The sequence below is a fragment of the Mesorhizobium sp. M0998 genome, assembly GCF_040318885.1.
GTDB lineage: Bacteria > Pseudomonadota > Alphaproteobacteria > Rhizobiales > Rhizobiaceae > Mesorhizobium.
The window spans coordinates 181,334-197,157 of the sequence record NZ_JAMYND010000005.1 but is presented as its reverse complement, the minus strand read 5'-3'; the positions used below and the strand labels follow the sequence as shown (position 1 = coordinate 197,157).

Here is a 15,824-nt window from a genome sequence, read left to right as displayed (position 1 = left end):
AGGCCAATAGGGACCACGCTCACCGGCTGTTCTTCACCCGCCTTGCGTGGTGTTGGTGCCGAAATCGACCTTCGGCGGCTGCATCTTATCCTCCTCGATGGTGAAATTCGCAAACGGCTGGTTGCCGCGGAACCACAAGGTCGCCCAGATCACCGACGGGAAGGTCCTCAGCGTCAGATTGTACTCTCTCACTGCCTGGATATAGTCGCGGCGGGCGACCGTGATCCGGTTCTCGGTGCCTTCGAGTTGTGCTTGCAGCGCCAGAAAGTTCTGGTTGGCCTTGAGATCGGGATAGTTCTCCACCACCGCCAGCAGGCGCGACAGCGCGCTGGTCAGGCCGGCCTGGCTGTCCTGGAATTTCTTGAAGGCTTCCGGATTGTTCAGCGTTTCCGGCGTCACGGTCACCTGCGTCGCCTTGGCGCGCGCTTCGACCACGGCATCGAGCGTGTCCTTCTCGTGCGCCGCGTAGCCCTTGACCGTGTTGACCAGATTGGGGATGAGATCGGCGCGGCGCTGGTATTGATTCAACACCTCGCTCCATGCGGCCTTGGCGTTTTCCTCAGCTGTTGGAATGGTGTTGTAGCCGCAGCCGGCAAGCAGCGGCAGCATGACGGCCATAACCAGGAACGCAGCTAAATTACGGAAGATTGGCGGCGAAGAAAGGCGCTGGGCAAGCATGATAAGTCCCCTCGATAGCATTGGCAGGCGAAGCATTAGCACAATCCTTGCGTAAGAAAATGACTTCGGCCGAGAAGTGTTACTGGTTTCTGCCATTCGCCGTCGGGCCCTGTGACAGACGAGGCGAACGGGTTAAGCTCGGCATAAAACGGGACATCACCATGGCGAAACGCCACGACAGCGACGCGGAATCGCGCCGCATCATCGAACGGGTGGCGCGCGAGACCGACCCGGGGGGCACCTCGTTCCTTGCACGAACGACTAAAGGCGCGCGCGACCACGTCACTGCGGCCGATGCCGACCGGTCGGACCCGATCGAATATTGGGGCACCCGCATCGGTCGGGCAGCGGGCTTGCTTATTGCCATCGGCCTGTTGATCTGGCTCGTGCTTTTCGTCACCAGGGGCAGTTAGGAAAAATCAATGAGTGCCGAAAAAACCGACGCGCCGCGCGCGGTCATCGTCGTCTCCAGTCATGTCGCCCGTGGCTCGGTCGGCAACCGTGCCGCTGTCTTTGCGCTGGAGACGCTCGGCTTTCCGGTTTGGGCGGTACCGACCGTCATCCTGCCCTGGCATCCGGGCCATGGCCGGGCCACCCGCATTGTGCCGCCGCTGGACCAGTTCAGGGCGCTGATGGCCGACCTCGAGCGCGCGCCGTGGCTGGGCGAGGTCGGCGCCGTGCTGTCCGGCTATCTCGGCGAGGCTGGCCAGGCCGAAGCCGTCGCTTCGCTGGTCGGCGCGGTCAAGGCGAAGACGCCGGACGCCCTCTATGTCTGCGATCCGGTGATGGGCGATTCGGGCGGGCTCTACGTACCTGAGCCGACCGCAATCGCCATGCGCGACCGGCTGATGCCGATCGCCGATATCGCCACGCCCAACCGCTACGAGCTGGAATGGATGGCCGGAGCGCCGCTGCCCGACTTGAAATCGGCAATGGCTGCAGCCCTGCAGGCCGGCCCACCGGCCATGCTGGTCACATCGGCGCCGGCGATGATGGCCGGCGGCACCGGCAATTTACTGCTCGCCGGCAGGGAGGCACTGCTTGCCGAACACCGGCTCATCGACAAGCCGCCGAATGGGCTCGGCGACCTGACGGCGGCCGTCTACCTGGCGCGGACCCTGTCCGGCCAGCCGGCCGCCAAGGCGCTGCAATCGACCACGGCGGCGGTCTACGAGATCCTGGCGCGGACCGCCAAGCGCGGCGGCGACGAGTTGCAGCTCGAGACCGATGCCCAGAGCCTGTCGCACCCGATGGCGATGGTGCAGCTTCGCCATCTGCTGCATCCGGAACGGGACCGCCGGGCGTGACGCAGGCCGAAGACGCCGTGCCCCAGGATGATGCGCCCAAGGATGTTGCGCCCGACGATGTTATGCCTTGGGGTGTTGTGCTTGTCGGCGTCGACGGTTGCAAGGCCGGCTGGATAGCCGTCCGCCACGATCCCGGTGCGGCACCGTCGACAGCCGTTTTCCCGAGCTTCGCGGCGTTGCTCGACCGACTGCCCGCCGACTCGTTGGTAGCGGTCGATATGCCAATCGGCCTGCCCGATTTCTCGCAAAGAGGCGGTCGCGGCCCGGAGGCGCTGGTGCGGCCGTTGCTCGGGGCGCGGCAGTCCAGTGTCTTTGCCATCCCCTCCCGCGCCGCGCTCTACGCGGAGATCGAAGCCTTCACCACGGTCGATGCCTGGTACGCCGCACATCGCAAGGCAAGCGAGGTGGCCAGGACGACATCAGATCCGCCGCGCGGTGTCTCGATCCAGGCCTTCGGCATCTTCGCCAAGATCCGCGAGATCGATTCGCTGCTGATCGCGCGGCCCGAACTGCGCAGCCGCGTCTTCGAATCGCATCCGGAAGTTGCTTTCTGCAAACTGAACGGCGACCGCGCTATGCGCCTGCCGAAGAAGATCAGGGGCAACATCAATCCGGCCGGCATGGCCGAACGCAAGGCGCTGCTTGCCCAGCATGGTTATAGCCAAGATTTTCTCGACCAGACGCCGCCGCGCGGCGCGGCCGCCGACGATTTCCTCGACGCCGCGGCGATGATGCTGGTTGCCGGACGCATCGTCAGAGGCGAGGCAATGCCGTTTCCGGATCCGCCGCTCGCCGATCGTTTCGGTATTCCGGTCGCCATTTGGGCCTGAGGACCGGGGCGTCAGGAGCGTGATCTGAGCGCCTCGTTGAGTGCCCACATATCCTTCTCCTCGGGCGCGGTCTCCAATCCGAGCACGGGAACTTGCTTACGCAAATGGTCGTGGTGGGTGCGCACGCCATATTCGAGATCGGAGAGGTAAAAACCTCCGAAGGCTTCGGACAGCATGGATTCGTTGGACCATATCGAAAGCTGCACGTCCTCGGCCAGCGTGTCGCGGTCGATGCGGTAGGATAGGTAGCGGGCTGCCGCCTGTTCCCTGGTCTCGTCGCGATAGCGGTAGATGGCGCCGCGCAGCAGCGTCTCACCCGTCGACAGCGGAAATTCCTGATAGAACTGCACCGATTCCGGCATGATCGACAGCACGTTGTTCGGGAAGATGCCGTAGTAGATCCAGGCCTTGCGCAGGTGTTCCGGCAGGTGCTTCGCCTCGGGTGCGAGCTTGATGTACTGCGCGACGCTCCAGCGCCGTCCGGCATGCGGATTGTAGGTGGCGAACGAGCGCGACACGCCGTTGACGAACGGCTCGTCGAAATAGGTCGCACCGTAAAGGTCCTGCAGCGCCGGATGCGCCATGGCGACGTGGTAGCCTTCATTGTCGACATCGCGCACCGACTTCCAGTTGACCGGCGTCCTTTGGGTCCAGATGCCCCAGGACGGCACCATCTCGGCGACGCCGTAATGGGCAATCTCGGCTTCGATCGGCTTCAACAGCTCGGCCACCGATGGCTGCGGCCCACCCTTGCGGAAACGGATGAAGATGAAGCCCATCCAGATTTCGAGCTCGAGCGGCATCAGGCCGAAATCGGTCTTGTCGAGGTCGGGGAATGAACGGGGGCGGGCAGCACCGCGCAGCGTGCCGTCGAGATTGTAGACCCAGCCATGAAAGGGGCAGACCAGCGCATTCTTGCAAGTGCCCTGGCTGTCGGCAACGACGCGACTGCCGCGGTGGCGGCACATATTGTTGAAGGCGCGCACAACGCCATCCTTGCCGCGCACGATCAGCGCCCGCTCGCCGACCACATCCATCGTCAGATAGTCGCCGGCGTTCGGCACGTCGCAGACATGGCCGGCGATCTGCCAATGATTGCGGAAGACGTGCTCTTTCTCGAGTTCGAGCAAGGCGTCGGAATGATAGCTCCAGCCCGGCAGCCCCCGCCGATCCCAATCGTTGGGGATTGCCACGTCACGCAGATGCGGGTTCATAAAGGCTCTTTATTTATTGAATGGTCATTCAATAAAAGCATATTTTCCATTGAAATGCAATGGCTTGGAAAAATGGGGCTAAGTCTTGACGGGAAATCGAACGGGATTCGAGAGCCCAGTCCGAACGATCGAAGCCGGGAAAATCCCGGGAATTCCAGACGTTAATCCCCTTACACTTGTTGAGCGCCCGACGCTCCGTGGGCCTGGAAAGGCGACGTGGATCTGGTGCCGTGGGTAGCGGAAAACGAGCAGAGAATGCCACCGGTGCTGCCGGCTACGCCGGATCGGTTTGCCCAGGAATGGCCGCGGGCTTGGTTTCATGCCGGTTACACAATCGTTAATTCATCATCGTTGGCCGGTTACAAGGTGCGATTAGGTTCGTTTCAACAGAGAAAAGAAGAAGACCGAAGGAAACGACGATGCGTACGAAAATCCAGATCACCGATACCGACCTTCGCCAGCAGGGTCCCCAGCGTAACGACCGGCGCCCGAAGCTGGCGCTGCGCCAGCGCGCCAGTGATCATCCAATGGCGATGTTCATGCTGCTGGCGGCTGCCGCATTTGCCGGCATGGCGTTGACACCGACCGTCGGTCCGGCCTTCGCCTCACTGAACCCGCCGGCCAACCTCATCGATGGCGCGACGACCACCACCAAGACGGCGCGCCTGCCGGCGCCGGAGATCGATTTTGCCTGCAAGGGGCAGGCCTGGGGCGCCGAGAGCCTGGAATGCCTGCGCGTCATCGCCGCCCAGTCGGGCAAGGCACGGCCGGTCCGCATGATCGCCAACGCCGCCCCGCTGACTGATACGCCGAACGTTTTTTGATTTTTTTGCGAGCGCCCTCCAGCACTCCAGTCAGGCTCCCGCCGCAATGTCGGCCGGGAGCCTTTTTCTTCCGCGAGAGATCGCGGAGTTAGCCGCCCAGACCGGCCTGCTCGGCAATGGCCGAGAGCACGCCGCGCACATCCAGCGTGCTGAACGGTTTTTCGAGGATTGGCGGCCGCTGCGGCGCCGGCAGCGCCTCGATCTCGCCTTTCGCGCCGATCAGATCGCCGGTGACAAGCACGAAGCGCCGCGCCAGACCCGGCATTTCGGCGAGTAGCTCGCGATAGGCGGCTATGCCGCTGGTGCCGGGCATGCGCAAATCAGAAAACACGATGTCCGGCGGGACATGGCCGCTCAGCGTCGCGGCGGCCGAGACCCAGGCCGGCACGATCCGCGACTTGATGCCCATCAACTCCAGAATGTCGGACAGCGACGCCGCGACATCCGGCTCATCGTCTATGATCAGCGCGTGACGCAAGCCGCTCGACCGCGACGGACTGTCGCTAGCGGCGGCCGCGCCAGCAGCGATCGCCGGCAGCTGCACGACAAAACGCACACCTCTCGGCGAAACCTCCTCGAACCAGATATTGCCATTGTGCCGCTCGATGATCGATTTCGAGATCGACAGGCCGATGCCGGTACCGACACCGACCGGCTTGGTGGTGAAATAGGATTCGAATATGCGTGAGCGTATCGCTTCCGGCACGCCTGGTCCGTTGTCCTCGACCGAGAATCCGGGATTGCCGCGGTCGCTGCGAAACGTCCGGACCTTGATCCGGCGGTCGCCGGCAACGCCGGCCAAGGCGTGCTGGCTGTTGATGAGGAAGTTGGCGGCCACCTGCGTCACGTGGTCGGCATCTGCCATGGCCAGCAGCGGGCCGCTGGCGAAATCGGTGTCGATGATGATGCCGCTCGACCGTGCGCCATAGGCGGTCACTTCGAGTGCGGCGCGGATCACCTGGTTGAGGTCGGTTTCGGCCTGTGCGGCCGGGTGCAGGCGGACCATCGACAGGAAGCTCTTGACGATACGGCCGCAGCGCTCGGCAGCGGCGCGCACCTTTTCGGCGCGCACCTTGGTCTGCGAATCGGCGGCAAATTCATGCAGCAGCGTCGACTGGGCGACGACCACGGCCAGCGGGTTGTTGAGCTCGTGCGAAACGCCGGCAAGCAGCGAGCCCATCGCCGCCATCTTCTCGTTCTGGTGCAGTTTTTCGCGCTGGCGGTTGATTTCCTCCTCGGCGCGCAATCTGTCGCGCAGGTCGCGGATAGAGCCGAAGATCAGCTGGCGATCGGCGACCCGCATCTCGGTTGCCGTCAGCTCGATCGGAAAAACCTCGCCGGCGGCGTTCTGGGTGACCGTTTCGAGCCGCTGGCCGACCATCGGCGCGCCGCGGCCCGACATATATTCGGCGCCGGACGCATAGCCCTTGCGGTAATATTCCGGCACGACCGTGTCGAGCAGGTCCTTGCCGAGGATATCGCTGCGCCGATAGCCGAACATCTTCTCGGCGGCCGGATTGAATTCGATGATCGAGCCGGTCTCGTCGATGACGATGATGGCGTCGAGCGAGGCCTGCAGCATGGTGCGGCGAATGACGTCGCTGGCATGCGCGTCGGAGGGCGATCGTTCGATGGCATCGCCGATGGCGAGTGCCACCATGTGCAGCGCCGCCTCTTCCTGGTCGGTCCATTCGCGTTCGTTGACGCAGTCGTTGACCGCCAGCGTGCCCCACAAATTGCCGTGCGAAAAGACCGACACCGACAGGAACGACTTGATGTTCTGCTTTTCGAAATCGGTCCGCAGAAAGCCTTCGAGATCGCGTGTGTGCCCGGCGAATATCTTGCCTTGGCGCTCGTCCTCCGCCAGCCGTTCCAGCAATGGGTCCGAATCGACGACCGACTGCACGATGACGGTAGGCGATGCCAGTTCGCCGCCAAACCGGGGGGCGATCCAATAAGCGGCGACCGACTGGGCGAAACCCTGGCCGGGCAGTTCGCGCAGGCGAAACAGGATGCCGCGGTGACAATCCATGGCTTCGCAAAGCGTCTGGAGGATACCTTCCATCTCGCGCTGCCAATCGCCGGCTTCGCGCAGCCGGCGAACCACATGCACGGCCACCATCGCCGCGCCCTGCCTGGCGCCCTGCGTGTCCGCGCGTGCTGTTTCAGCCGTCATGGTCATTTCCTGGCCTTGGCTTGCTCAAGCCGCCAGGCCTCAGTTATTTTCACCGGCCGGCAGCGAGAAGATATAGCCTTCGCCGCGCACCGTGCGCAGGAATTTCGGGTTGGCCGGGTCCGCTTCGATCTTCTTTCTCAGCCGCATGATGCGGATGTCGACCGCGCGGGACGATTCCGGATCCTCGACGAAACCGATCGCCTCGGAGATCGCTGCCCGCGTCAACAGCCGGTTGGCGCGCGTCAGGAACACCTCCAGGACGTCGAACTCGCTCTTGGCCATGTCGATGACCGCACCGTTGGCGCCGGTGACGAGCCTGCCGTCGAGATCGGCGTGAAAGGGTCCGAAGCTCACGGACCGGCGGCCGCCGGATGTCTCAGCCTTGGCCTTTTGTGGCTCGGTCGGCTCAGGAACGCGACGCAGCACGCTGCGCACCCTGGCCAGCACTTCGCGCAATTCGTAAGGCTTGACGATGTAATCGTCAGCGCCGAGCTCCAGTCCGACGATGCGGTCGAGCGCGGTACCGGCGGCCGTCGCATAGATGATGCCGATCGGCATTTTCGACCGCATCCAGCGGCCGAGCGACAGGCCGTCCTCGCCCGGCATGGCGATGTCGAGAATGGCCAGATGGAAGGACTGGGTTTCCAAAAGGTCGCGCGCCGCCGCCGCACTTTCGGCCGTGGCCACATCATAGCCGCTGGCGCCGAGATACTCGGCGACCGCATCCCTCAGATCGGGCTCGTCCTCGACGATGACAATTCGTGCCCGCACGATGCTTTCGCTCCCGCTTTCAGTGGAAAGTAGATTGGGTATAAACATGATGTCCAGCACTCTTCTTGGGTTGCCGTATGCGGGGTAGAAAAACATGGCTGCACGATCCGTTATCGCGCTTGTTTCCGTCGCTGAAGTAATTGCGACCGATCTCGCCGATCATCTCGAGCGGCGCGGTCATGACGTCCGCGCGGCGCGACAGCCGTGGGAGGCCGAATCGCTGCTTTCGGAAAAGGGTATCGATGTCGTGGTTGTCGGCGACAGCGTCAGCCAGGCGGAGGGGCGCGACCTGCTCAGGCGACATGGCGGCGAAGGTGGACCGGATTTCATCCTGATCTGCCGCCCGGCCGATCTGGTCGACAAGGTTCTGGCGCTCGAACTCGGCGCCGCCGACGTCGTCGAAAGCCCGCTCAATGTCAGGGAGCTTGCCGCTCGCGTCGGCGGCCTTCTGGCTCGGCGCGGCAGGAGCGCCGGGGAACTGATCGTGCTGGAGAACGCGACCGTCGATCTCCGATCGGCCATCGTCATGCACCGCTCGGGCACGGAAGAACAGCTGTCCCCCGGGCAGGTGGCGCTGCTCAGGCTGTTCCTGGCCAGCCCGCGCAAGGTGCTGACGCGGGACGACATCATCGCCGCCGCGCCCGCCGAAAATGCCGAAGCCTTCGATCGGTCGATCGATTCGCGCATCGTGCGGCTGCGCCGCAAGCTCGATACCGAAACCATCACCACCATACGGGGTGCGGGCTACCGGTTCGATCCGCCGACGCAATTCGCCGATTGAAGGCAGGACGGCCACCCTTTTGTCTTGAGCATCGGATTTTCCCAAAACCGGTTTCCACCTTGGGGTCCGATGCTCTTCAGCGCACCACGAGAAGCGACGGGCCGGACGGCATGTCACTGTTCGTGCTGACCTCGCCGGCATGGGCACGTTCCTTCAGCAGCACGGTGGCGAGGCCGGCAATGCCGAGCAGCCCCTGGACGTAAAGCAGCGCGGAAAGCACCGAAGCGGCGAATTTCGTTTTCATCCTGTTCGTTCCTCAAAATTGGAATTTACGGGCACTTCAGGGGAACCCCCGAAGCGCCCGCGCCGCCAGCGGAGCCCCCCGTTGCGGCGCGGGCCTTCGGTCCTCTCGGCTGCAAGTTGCCGGAGGCGCCGCGCATCCTCAACGGCCCTAAGCCGCCCCCGCCAGAGGGGCTTGAGCCGGTCGACGCGCAGGCTGGAAACTGTCCAGACCAATCCAGACCGTAGCGAAAACAGTGTTGGCTTCCGATCGTTCGTTGACCGCTGTTTTCGTTAGGTCAACTTTGCCTGTTCGCTGTATCCGGATCATGCCGCCGAGGCTGCGCTTTGTTGCAGCTCGGTTTCGGAGTCAGGTGAATTCCTATCAAACGAAAGGCAATCGCGTATTCGTGCCGCGGTTTGGCCGATCCGCCTAGGCAAACACGCCACCGTCATGACGACGTCGTGCAACTGCAAGCTGCTTTGCATGGACCTTTTCTGTTAACCAGGGGAAACAGAATCGAAACACAAACGAGCATCTAGCGAAATCGGCTTGAAACATGACGCCCCGATAAGCCGGTCATCGAATTGAGCCGGCCCCGACCGGCAGAATAGGGGAGACATCATGTACACTGCCATTTCCGCCAAGCTCATCAACATTGCCGCCGCCGTCATCACCGGTACTGCCTTGCTTGTCAGTGCCGGCAACGGCGCAGCCCACGCCGCCGCCAACAAGATCGTCGCGCGGGTATCACTGTCACAGCAGACCATGGAAATCCTGGTCGACGGCCGGCCGACATTCGCCTGGAAGGTCTCGACCGGCGACAGGACGCACGTCACGCCGACCGGTTCGTTCAAGCCGACCCGCATGCATGAAATTTGGTATTCGAAGAAATACGACAACGCCCCGATGCCGCATTCGGTGTTCTTCAGCGGCGGCTACGCCGTACATGCGACAAGCGCCATCAAGCGCCTCGGCCAGCCAGCCTCGCATGGCTGCGTGCGTCTGCATCCGGACAACGCCGCCGATTTCTACCAGCTCGTCGAGGTCTTCGGCCCAGCCAACACCAGCATCGTCATCGTTAAATGAGCGATGCTGCTCTCGTCGCTCTCAAAAAAGGCCGGAAATTAGCGCAGCCTAATCCGGCATTACCGGCATCAGCTTCGGATCCGGCTTTTCGGCGTGATGCGGCAGGTCCTTGCTGGCGATGAAGGTGTAGAACATCGGCACCACGAACAGCGTGAACATGGTTCCGACCAGGATGCCGGTGAAGATCACCAGGCCCATCGAATAGCGTGCCGCGGCACCCGCGCCGCTGGAGATGATCAGCGGCACCACGCCGAGCGCCATCGCCGCCGTCGTCATCAGGATCGGCCGCAGCCGCACCCTGGCCGACGCGATGATCGCATCGCGCCGCCGCATGCCGTGCATTTCACGCTGCTGGTTGGCGAACTCGACCAGAAGGATGCCGTGCTTGGTGATCAGGCCGATCAGCGTGATCAAGCCGACCTGGGTGTAGATGTTGAGCGTGCCGAGCCCGACATTAAGCGGCACGATCGCGCCGAAGATCGACAGCGGCACCGCCATCATGATGATCAGCGGATCGCGGAAACTTTCGAATTGCGCCGCCAGCACCAGATAGATGACGAGCACCGCCGCCGCGAAGGCGATGATGATCGTGTAGCCCTGTTCCTTCTCCTGCCGCGATTGACCGGTATAGTCGATGAAGAAGGTGTCGGGCAGGCTTTGCTTGGCAATGTCCTCGATCGCCTGTAGCCCATCCCCGGTGGTGATGCCGGGCCGCGGCAAGGCAGAGATCGTCGCCGAGTTGAGCTGGTTGAACTGCTCGATGGCGGCCGGCGACGCGTTGGTCGAGATCTTCACCACCGCCGAGAGCGGCACCATCTCGCCCGATACGCTGCGCACGAAATACTCGCCCAGTTTTTCAGGGTTGTCGCGAAAGCTCTGCGGCACCTGCGGGATGATGTCGTAGCTGTTGGATTCGCGGTCGAATTGCGCCACTTCGGCGCCACCGACCAGGAGCGTCAGCGTCCGGCCGATGTCGGCTATCGGCAGGTTGAGCGCGGCGGCGCGGTCGCGGTCGATCGTCACCGTCACTTGCGGCGCGTCGAAGGTCATCGAATTCTGCACGACGATGAAGCGGCCGGAGGCCTGCGCCTTGTTCTTGATGTCTTCGGCCGCCTCGTACACCTGCGAGGCGTCGCCGGTCGAGCGCACGACCATCGTTATCGGCAGGCCGCCGCCGGAGCCGGGCAGCGTCGGCGGCGCGAAGACGAAAGCTTCGACGCCCGCCACCTTGCTCAGGCGGCCCGTAATGTCTTGCTGGATTTCCTTCGAGTTGCGCGTGCGGTCAGCCCAGTCCTTGAACGCAAAGCCGACGAAAGCGCTGTTCGTCTGGCCACCACCGAAGGCGACCGCCGAGAACTGTGCCCGCGTCTCAGGCAGATCCTTGACCAGGCCGAGTATCTGATTGACGTAGGTTTCGGTATAGTCCGACGTCGCGTACCGCGGCGCGGTCACCAGCGAAAGCAGGAAACCCTGGTCCTCTTCCGGCGCCAGTTCGCTCGCGGTCTTGGTGAACATGAAACCGGTCGTGGCGACCAGCGCGAGGACGATCATCAGCGTCACCGGGCGATAGTTCAACGAACCGGTGACGAGCCGCTCATAGATGTGTTCGACGCGCCCGAACGTATTGTCGACAATGCGCTGGAAGCGGCTGTGCGAGCCGGACCTCAGGATACGTGCCGACATCATCGGTGTGATGGTGAGGGCGACGACACCCGAAAGCACCACCGAGCCGGCAAGCGTCACCGCGAATTCGCGAAATAGTGCCCCTGTCAGGCCGCCGGTGAAGGCCAGCGGCGCGAACACGGCGGCCAATGTTATCGTCATGGCGACGACGGCGGACGAGATCTCGCGCATGCCGTTGAACGCCGCCTGCATCGGCGACAAGCCGTCTTCCTCCATGTGGCGGTGGATGTTTTCCACCACCACGATGGCATCGTCGACGACAAGTCCGATCGCCAGCACCATGGCCAGCAGCGACAAAAGATTGATCGAATAGCCCACCGAAAACAGCAGGAAACAGACGCCGATCAGCGACAGCGGAATGGTCACGATCGGCATCAGCACCGAGCGGAACGAGCCGAGGAAGAGCAGGATGACGACGATGACGATGGCGACCGCCTCGCCGATGGTCTTGAACACCTCCTCGATCGACGCACTGATCTGCTCGGTGGAATCGTAGACGATCTCCATCGTCATGCCGAGCGGCAGCGTCTCCTGGATGGTCGGCACAATCTTGTGGATTGCCGCCGCGGTGGTCAGCGGATTGGCGGCCGGCGTCGGAAAGATAGCGAGAAAGATGCCGGGCTTGCCGTTGAAGCTGACCCTGGTGTCGGTGTTCGCCGCGGCGAGTTCGACGCGGGCCACGTCGCGCAATCTCACCACATTGCCGTCCTTCGACCGAAGTGGAAGGGCGGCGAAAGCCTCCGGCGTCTGCAGCGTAGAGCGAACCGTGATCGAAGAAACCACATATTCGTTTTCGGTGTCGCCGGGCGCGGAAAGGAAATTCGATTCGTTGATGGCGGCCAGCACTTCCGCCGCCGTCACGCCGCGCGCCGCCAGTTTGATCGGGTCGATCCAGACCCGCATCGAATATTCGGCTGCGCCGAAGATCTGCACGTCGGCGACGCCTTCGACCGTCGAGATACGCGGCCGCACGACGCGCTCGATATATTCGGTGAGCTGTTCCGGCGTCATGTTCGGGTTCTGCATCGAGATGTACATCATCGCGAACTGCTGGCCGGTGCCCTTGACGATCACCGGGTCTTTGGTTTCGTCCGGCAGATCGCCGCGCACGCTCTGCACCTTCGACAAGACTTCGTTCAGCGCCACGTCGGGGTCGGAGCCGAGTTTCATCTGCACTGTCACGGTGCTGGATGACGGCCGGCTCGCCGACGTGACATAATCGATGTTTTCGGTCGACGCGACGGCACGCGCGATCGGCGCGGAAATGAACCCCTGGATCAGGTCGGCGCTGGCGCCGGGATAGGCAGTGGTGATGGTGATGGCCGTTTCTTCAACCTCTGGATACTGCCGGATCGAAAGGTTGAAGATGCCCTGAAAACCCAGAAGCAGGATCATGCAGGCAAGCACGGTCGAAAGGACCGGGCGGCGGATGAAGAGGTCGGAAAAGCTCATTGCTGGGCTGCCTGCTGGTTCCCCGGCTTGCTCGGATCGATCGTGTTGTCGACGGCAACGGACATGCCGTTGGAGAGCCGGTTCTGGCCGGCGGTAACGACTTGGTCGCCGGGCGCGATGCCCTCCAGGATCTCGACCAGGCCGGCGTTGCGGCGGCCTGGCTTGACGAACACCTGGGCGAGCACGAGCTGCGGCTTCTGTTCTTCCGCTGCCGGCTTGGCTTCCTCTGCCGGTTTGGCTGGGGTAGCAGCCGGCTTTTCGTCGGGTTTTGCCGCGGGTGCTTCGGCCGCGGGCTTGGCAGCATCTGCAGCCGGCTTGTCTTCCGGCTTTGCCTCGGGTGCCGCGCCGTTGGCTTCGGCGGATTTGGCCGGCCGCACCACGAAGACGAAGTCGCCGTACAGGCTGGAAGTCAGCGCTGTCTGCGGCAGCGCCAGCACGTCGTTCTCCTCGGGCAGTTCGACGCGCACCTGGACGAACTGGCCGGGCGTCAGCTTGCCTTCGGGATTGCCGACCTCCGCCCTCACGGTCACCAGCCGGCTGGTCGGGTCGATCTTCGGATCGATGCCGCGGATGCTGCCGGTGAACGGCATGTCGCCGCCGCCGACGCCCAACCGCACCGTCTGTCCGATCTTCAGCTGCGGAAGCTGCTGCTCCGGCACGGTGAAATCGACACGCATCGTATCCATGTCCTGCAAGGTCACCACGGCGGTGCCGGGTGTGAGATACTGGCCAAGGTCGATTTTCGGAATACCGACGGTACCCTTGAAGGGGGCCGTCAACTGCTTTTGGTCGAGCACCGCTTGCAGCTTGTTCACCTGCGCGGCGGAGACCGACGCTGCTGCCTGCGCCGTGTCGAGCGTAGCATCGGTGCCCACCCCGCGCTTCTGCAGCTCAAGTGCGCGCATCAGCGTCGTCTGGTCGGAGGTGGCTTGCGCCTTCGATGCGACGAGGTCGGCTCGCTCGACTTCATCGTCGAGCTGCAGCAGCACGGCGTTGGCGGCGACCTTTTGATTGGCATGGAACAGGATGTCCTTGACGATGCCCGCGGTTTCGACCGTCAGGTCGACGCCGCGTACGGCACTGACAGTGCCGATCGCCTCGATGCCGGGCGTCCAGGACATCGGTTTGACGATGACCGTCGACACGGTCGCGGCCGGCGGCTTCATGGTGGCGAAGAACTGTTTGATCGCATTGTCGCGAAACAGGTTGAAGCCGACGATGCCGCCGCACACCAGCACGAGCAGAATGAAGGCGATGATGAAGCGCTTGATCACGAACAGTCCCTCGGCCACGGCCCAGCATAACGGTCGGATGACCGGAACACATACCTGTGCCTGGTCCCAATTTCAAATGACGGCGATCTTACTGTACCGTCTGGACGGTCTTGTCAATTCCGCCTAAGCTAATGAATGGGGAACGCTTGATGAAGGCCCGCAGAGCAAATTCGCGCGAGAAGATCCTCGCCGCCGCCGCCGCCGTGGCGCGCGAGACGGGTCCTGGCAGCCTGTCGCTGGATGCGGTCGCCAGCCGTGCCGGCGTGTCGAAGGGCGGTCTTCTCTACAATTTCCCGACCAAGGCGAAATTGATGCAGGCGCTGGTGGAGGATTACCTGCGCGCCTTCGAGCAGGCCCTGGAGTCCGCCCGCACGGCCGGCGTCAACGGCGAAAGCCCGCTTGCAACTTACATCAAGCTGTCGGCCGAGCATGCCGAGGAATCGAAACCGTCGGCATCCTGGATATTTTCGGCGATTGCCGAGGATCCCGATTTCCTGACGCCGATAAAATCGTTCAGGCGGCAGCTGTTCGAGCGGCTGAAGCAGGAGACGCCGAACCTCAAAGCGCTACTGGTCTGCTATCTCGCCATCGAAGGGCTTCGCAGCATGAACCTGTTCGATTCGGACATTCTCTCCGCCGAAGAGCGCCGGCTGCTGATATCGACCCTGCTGGACATCGCGGAATAGTCGAACCGCCAATCTGCGGTTCTGAGGCCGATTAATGGCGGCGTTCGTTCACCCGTGTCAAAACACGGGCTGGCACGTCGAAACCACGCCATCCCGCTTTCCGAAAATCGGTTCCGATTTTCGGGCCGATGCGCTAGAGCCTTTCGGGATTGAACCGAGCTGCCTTCAACCCGGAAAGGCTCCCACCGCTGCCCATGCCCCATCTTCCCGAGCATCTTCTCACCGGCTACCGCAGTTTCATGAGCGGCCGCTATCTCACCGAAAGCGGCCGTTATCGCTCGCTGGCGCGAGAGGGCCAGGCACCGGAAACGATGATCGTCGCCTGCTGCGATTCGCGGGCCGCGCCCGAAGCGATCTTCGATGCCGGGCCGGGCGAGCTGTTCGTGCTGCGCAATGTCGGCAATCTGGTGCCACCCTATGCGCCAGACGATCAGTTCCACTCGACATCGGCGGCGCTCGAATTTGCCGTGCAGAGCCTCAAGGTCAAGAACATCGTGGTGATGGGCCACGGCCGCTGCGGCGGCATCCGCGCGGCACTCGACACCACGGCCGCACCCTTGTCGCCGGGCGATTTCATCGGCAAGTGGATGAGCCTGATCGCGCCCGCGGCCGAGACCGTATCGTCCAGCACCTTCATGACCGCGACCGAGCGCCAGACGGCGCTGGAGCGCATCTCGATCCGGTATTCCATCGCCAATCTGCGTACCTTCCCTTGTGTTTCGATCCTCGAAGGCAAGGGGCGACTGTCGCTGCACGGTGCCTGGTTCGATATTTCGACCGGCGAGCTTTGGGTGATGAACAAGGAAACCGGCGATTTCGAGCGGCCGGAGACGGAGTAG

Annotated in this window: 15 protein-coding genes; 8 read left to right on the top strand and 7 right to left on the bottom strand. The window is 63.1% G+C overall.

Annotated features, from left to right (window positions below; translation table 11 throughout):
* Nucleotides 1-33: 33 nt before the first annotated feature.
* Nucleotides 34-678 (bottom strand): LemA family protein, encoded by a 645-nt coding sequence (locus NKH59_RS07220; protein ID WP_352470713.1) that lies wholly within the window; start codon nucleotides 676-678, stop codon nucleotides 34-36.
* Between the two features lie 161 nt (nucleotides 679-839).
* On the opposite strand from NKH59_RS07220, the gene NKH59_RS07215 reads away from it, so the two are divergent.
* The 3 genes from NKH59_RS07215 (at nucleotide 840) to NKH59_RS07205 (ending at nucleotide 2,815) form a co-directional block, all read left to right on the top strand.
* Complete coding sequence (locus NKH59_RS07215; protein WP_023678142.1) at nucleotides 840-1,091, top strand: hypothetical protein; 252 nt, start codon at nucleotides 840-842, stop codon at nucleotides 1,089-1,091.
* Between the two features lie 9 nt (nucleotides 1,092-1,100).
* A complete protein-coding gene (gene pdxY, locus NKH59_RS07210) occupies nucleotides 1,101-1,985 on the top strand; it encodes a pyridoxal kinase PdxY (protein WP_352772159.1) in 885 nt (294 codons plus the stop codon).
* A gap of 62 nt (nucleotides 1,986-2,047) precedes the next feature.
* Complete coding sequence (locus NKH59_RS07205) at nucleotides 2,048-2,815, top strand: DUF429 domain-containing protein (protein WP_352772225.1); 768 nt, start codon at nucleotides 2,048-2,050, stop codon at nucleotides 2,813-2,815.
* An 11-nt stretch (nucleotides 2,816-2,826) separates the two neighbouring features.
* Here the strand turns inward: NKH59_RS07205 and NKH59_RS07200 are convergent, their stop codons facing one another.
* On the bottom strand, nucleotides 2,827-4,029 hold the full coding sequence (locus tag NKH59_RS07200) for an aromatic ring-hydroxylating oxygenase subunit alpha (protein ID WP_352470716.1): 1,203 nt from the start codon (nucleotides 4,027-4,029) through the stop codon (nucleotides 2,827-2,829).
* A gap of 419 nt (nucleotides 4,030-4,448) precedes the next feature.
* On the opposite strand from NKH59_RS07200, the gene NKH59_RS07195 reads away from it, so the two are divergent.
* Complete coding sequence (locus tag NKH59_RS07195; RefSeq protein ID WP_352470717.1) at nucleotides 4,449-4,853, top strand: hypothetical protein; 405 nt, start codon at nucleotides 4,449-4,451, stop codon at nucleotides 4,851-4,853.
* Nucleotides 4,854-4,941: 88 nt separating this feature from the next.
* On the opposite strand, the gene NKH59_RS07190 is transcribed toward NKH59_RS07195, so the two are convergent.
* Together NKH59_RS07190 and NKH59_RS07185 are read right to left on the bottom strand one after the other, a co-directional pair.
* Complete coding sequence (locus tag NKH59_RS07190; RefSeq protein ID WP_353021407.1) at nucleotides 4,942-7,029, bottom strand: PAS domain S-box protein; 2,088 nt, start codon at nucleotides 7,027-7,029, stop codon at nucleotides 4,942-4,944.
* Nucleotides 7,030-7,068: 39 nt separating this feature from the next.
* Nucleotides 7,069-7,848, bottom strand: a complete 780-nt coding sequence (locus NKH59_RS07185; protein WP_352470719.1) for a response regulator — start codon at nucleotides 7,846-7,848, stop codon at nucleotides 7,069-7,071.
* A 46-nt stretch (nucleotides 7,849-7,894) separates the two neighbouring features.
* Between NKH59_RS07185 and NKH59_RS07180 the strand changes: the two genes are divergently transcribed.
* Nucleotides 7,895-8,581: a response regulator transcription factor gene (locus NKH59_RS07180; RefSeq protein WP_292663715.1), complete on the top strand. Its 687-nt coding sequence runs from the start codon at nucleotides 7,895-7,897 to the stop codon at nucleotides 8,579-8,581.
* 76 nt (nucleotides 8,582-8,657) lie between these two features.
* Here the strand turns inward: NKH59_RS07180 and NKH59_RS07175 are convergent, their stop codons facing one another.
* On the bottom strand, nucleotides 8,658-8,825 hold the full coding sequence (locus NKH59_RS07175) for a hypothetical protein (RefSeq protein WP_023721318.1): 168 nt from the start codon (nucleotides 8,823-8,825) through the stop codon (nucleotides 8,658-8,660).
* Nucleotides 8,826-9,425: 600 nt separating this feature from the next.
* Here NKH59_RS07175 and NKH59_RS07170 point away from each other — a divergent pair.
* Nucleotides 9,426-9,890: a L,D-transpeptidase gene (locus NKH59_RS07170; RefSeq protein ID WP_352470721.1), complete on the top strand. Its 465-nt coding sequence runs from the start codon at nucleotides 9,426-9,428 to the stop codon at nucleotides 9,888-9,890.
* Between the two features lie 48 nt (nucleotides 9,891-9,938).
* Here the strand turns inward: NKH59_RS07170 and NKH59_RS07165 are convergent, their stop codons facing one another.
* A complete protein-coding gene (locus NKH59_RS07165) occupies nucleotides 9,939-13,025 on the bottom strand; it encodes an efflux RND transporter permease subunit (protein WP_352817433.1) in 3,087 nt (1,028 codons plus the stop codon).
* Complete coding sequence (locus NKH59_RS07160) at nucleotides 13,022-14,299, bottom strand: efflux RND transporter periplasmic adaptor subunit (protein WP_502908680.1); 1,278 nt, start codon at nucleotides 14,297-14,299, stop codon at nucleotides 13,022-13,024. The genes NKH59_RS07165 and NKH59_RS07160 overlap by 4 nt, the downstream gene beginning before the upstream one ends.
* Before the next feature lie 149 nt (nucleotides 14,300-14,448).
* Between NKH59_RS07160 and NKH59_RS07155 the strand changes: the two genes are divergently transcribed.
* Together NKH59_RS07155 and NKH59_RS07150 are read left to right on the top strand one after the other, a co-directional pair.
* Complete coding sequence (locus tag NKH59_RS07155; protein ID WP_352683701.1) at nucleotides 14,449-14,985, top strand: TetR/AcrR family transcriptional regulator; 537 nt, start codon at nucleotides 14,449-14,451, stop codon at nucleotides 14,983-14,985.
* A 194-nt stretch (nucleotides 14,986-15,179) separates the two neighbouring features.
* Nucleotides 15,180-15,824 carry a carbonic anhydrase gene (locus tag NKH59_RS07150; protein WP_352451260.1) on the top strand — a complete coding sequence of 215 codons (645 nt, stop codon included), beginning with the start codon at nucleotides 15,180-15,182 and terminating at the stop codon, nucleotides 15,822-15,824.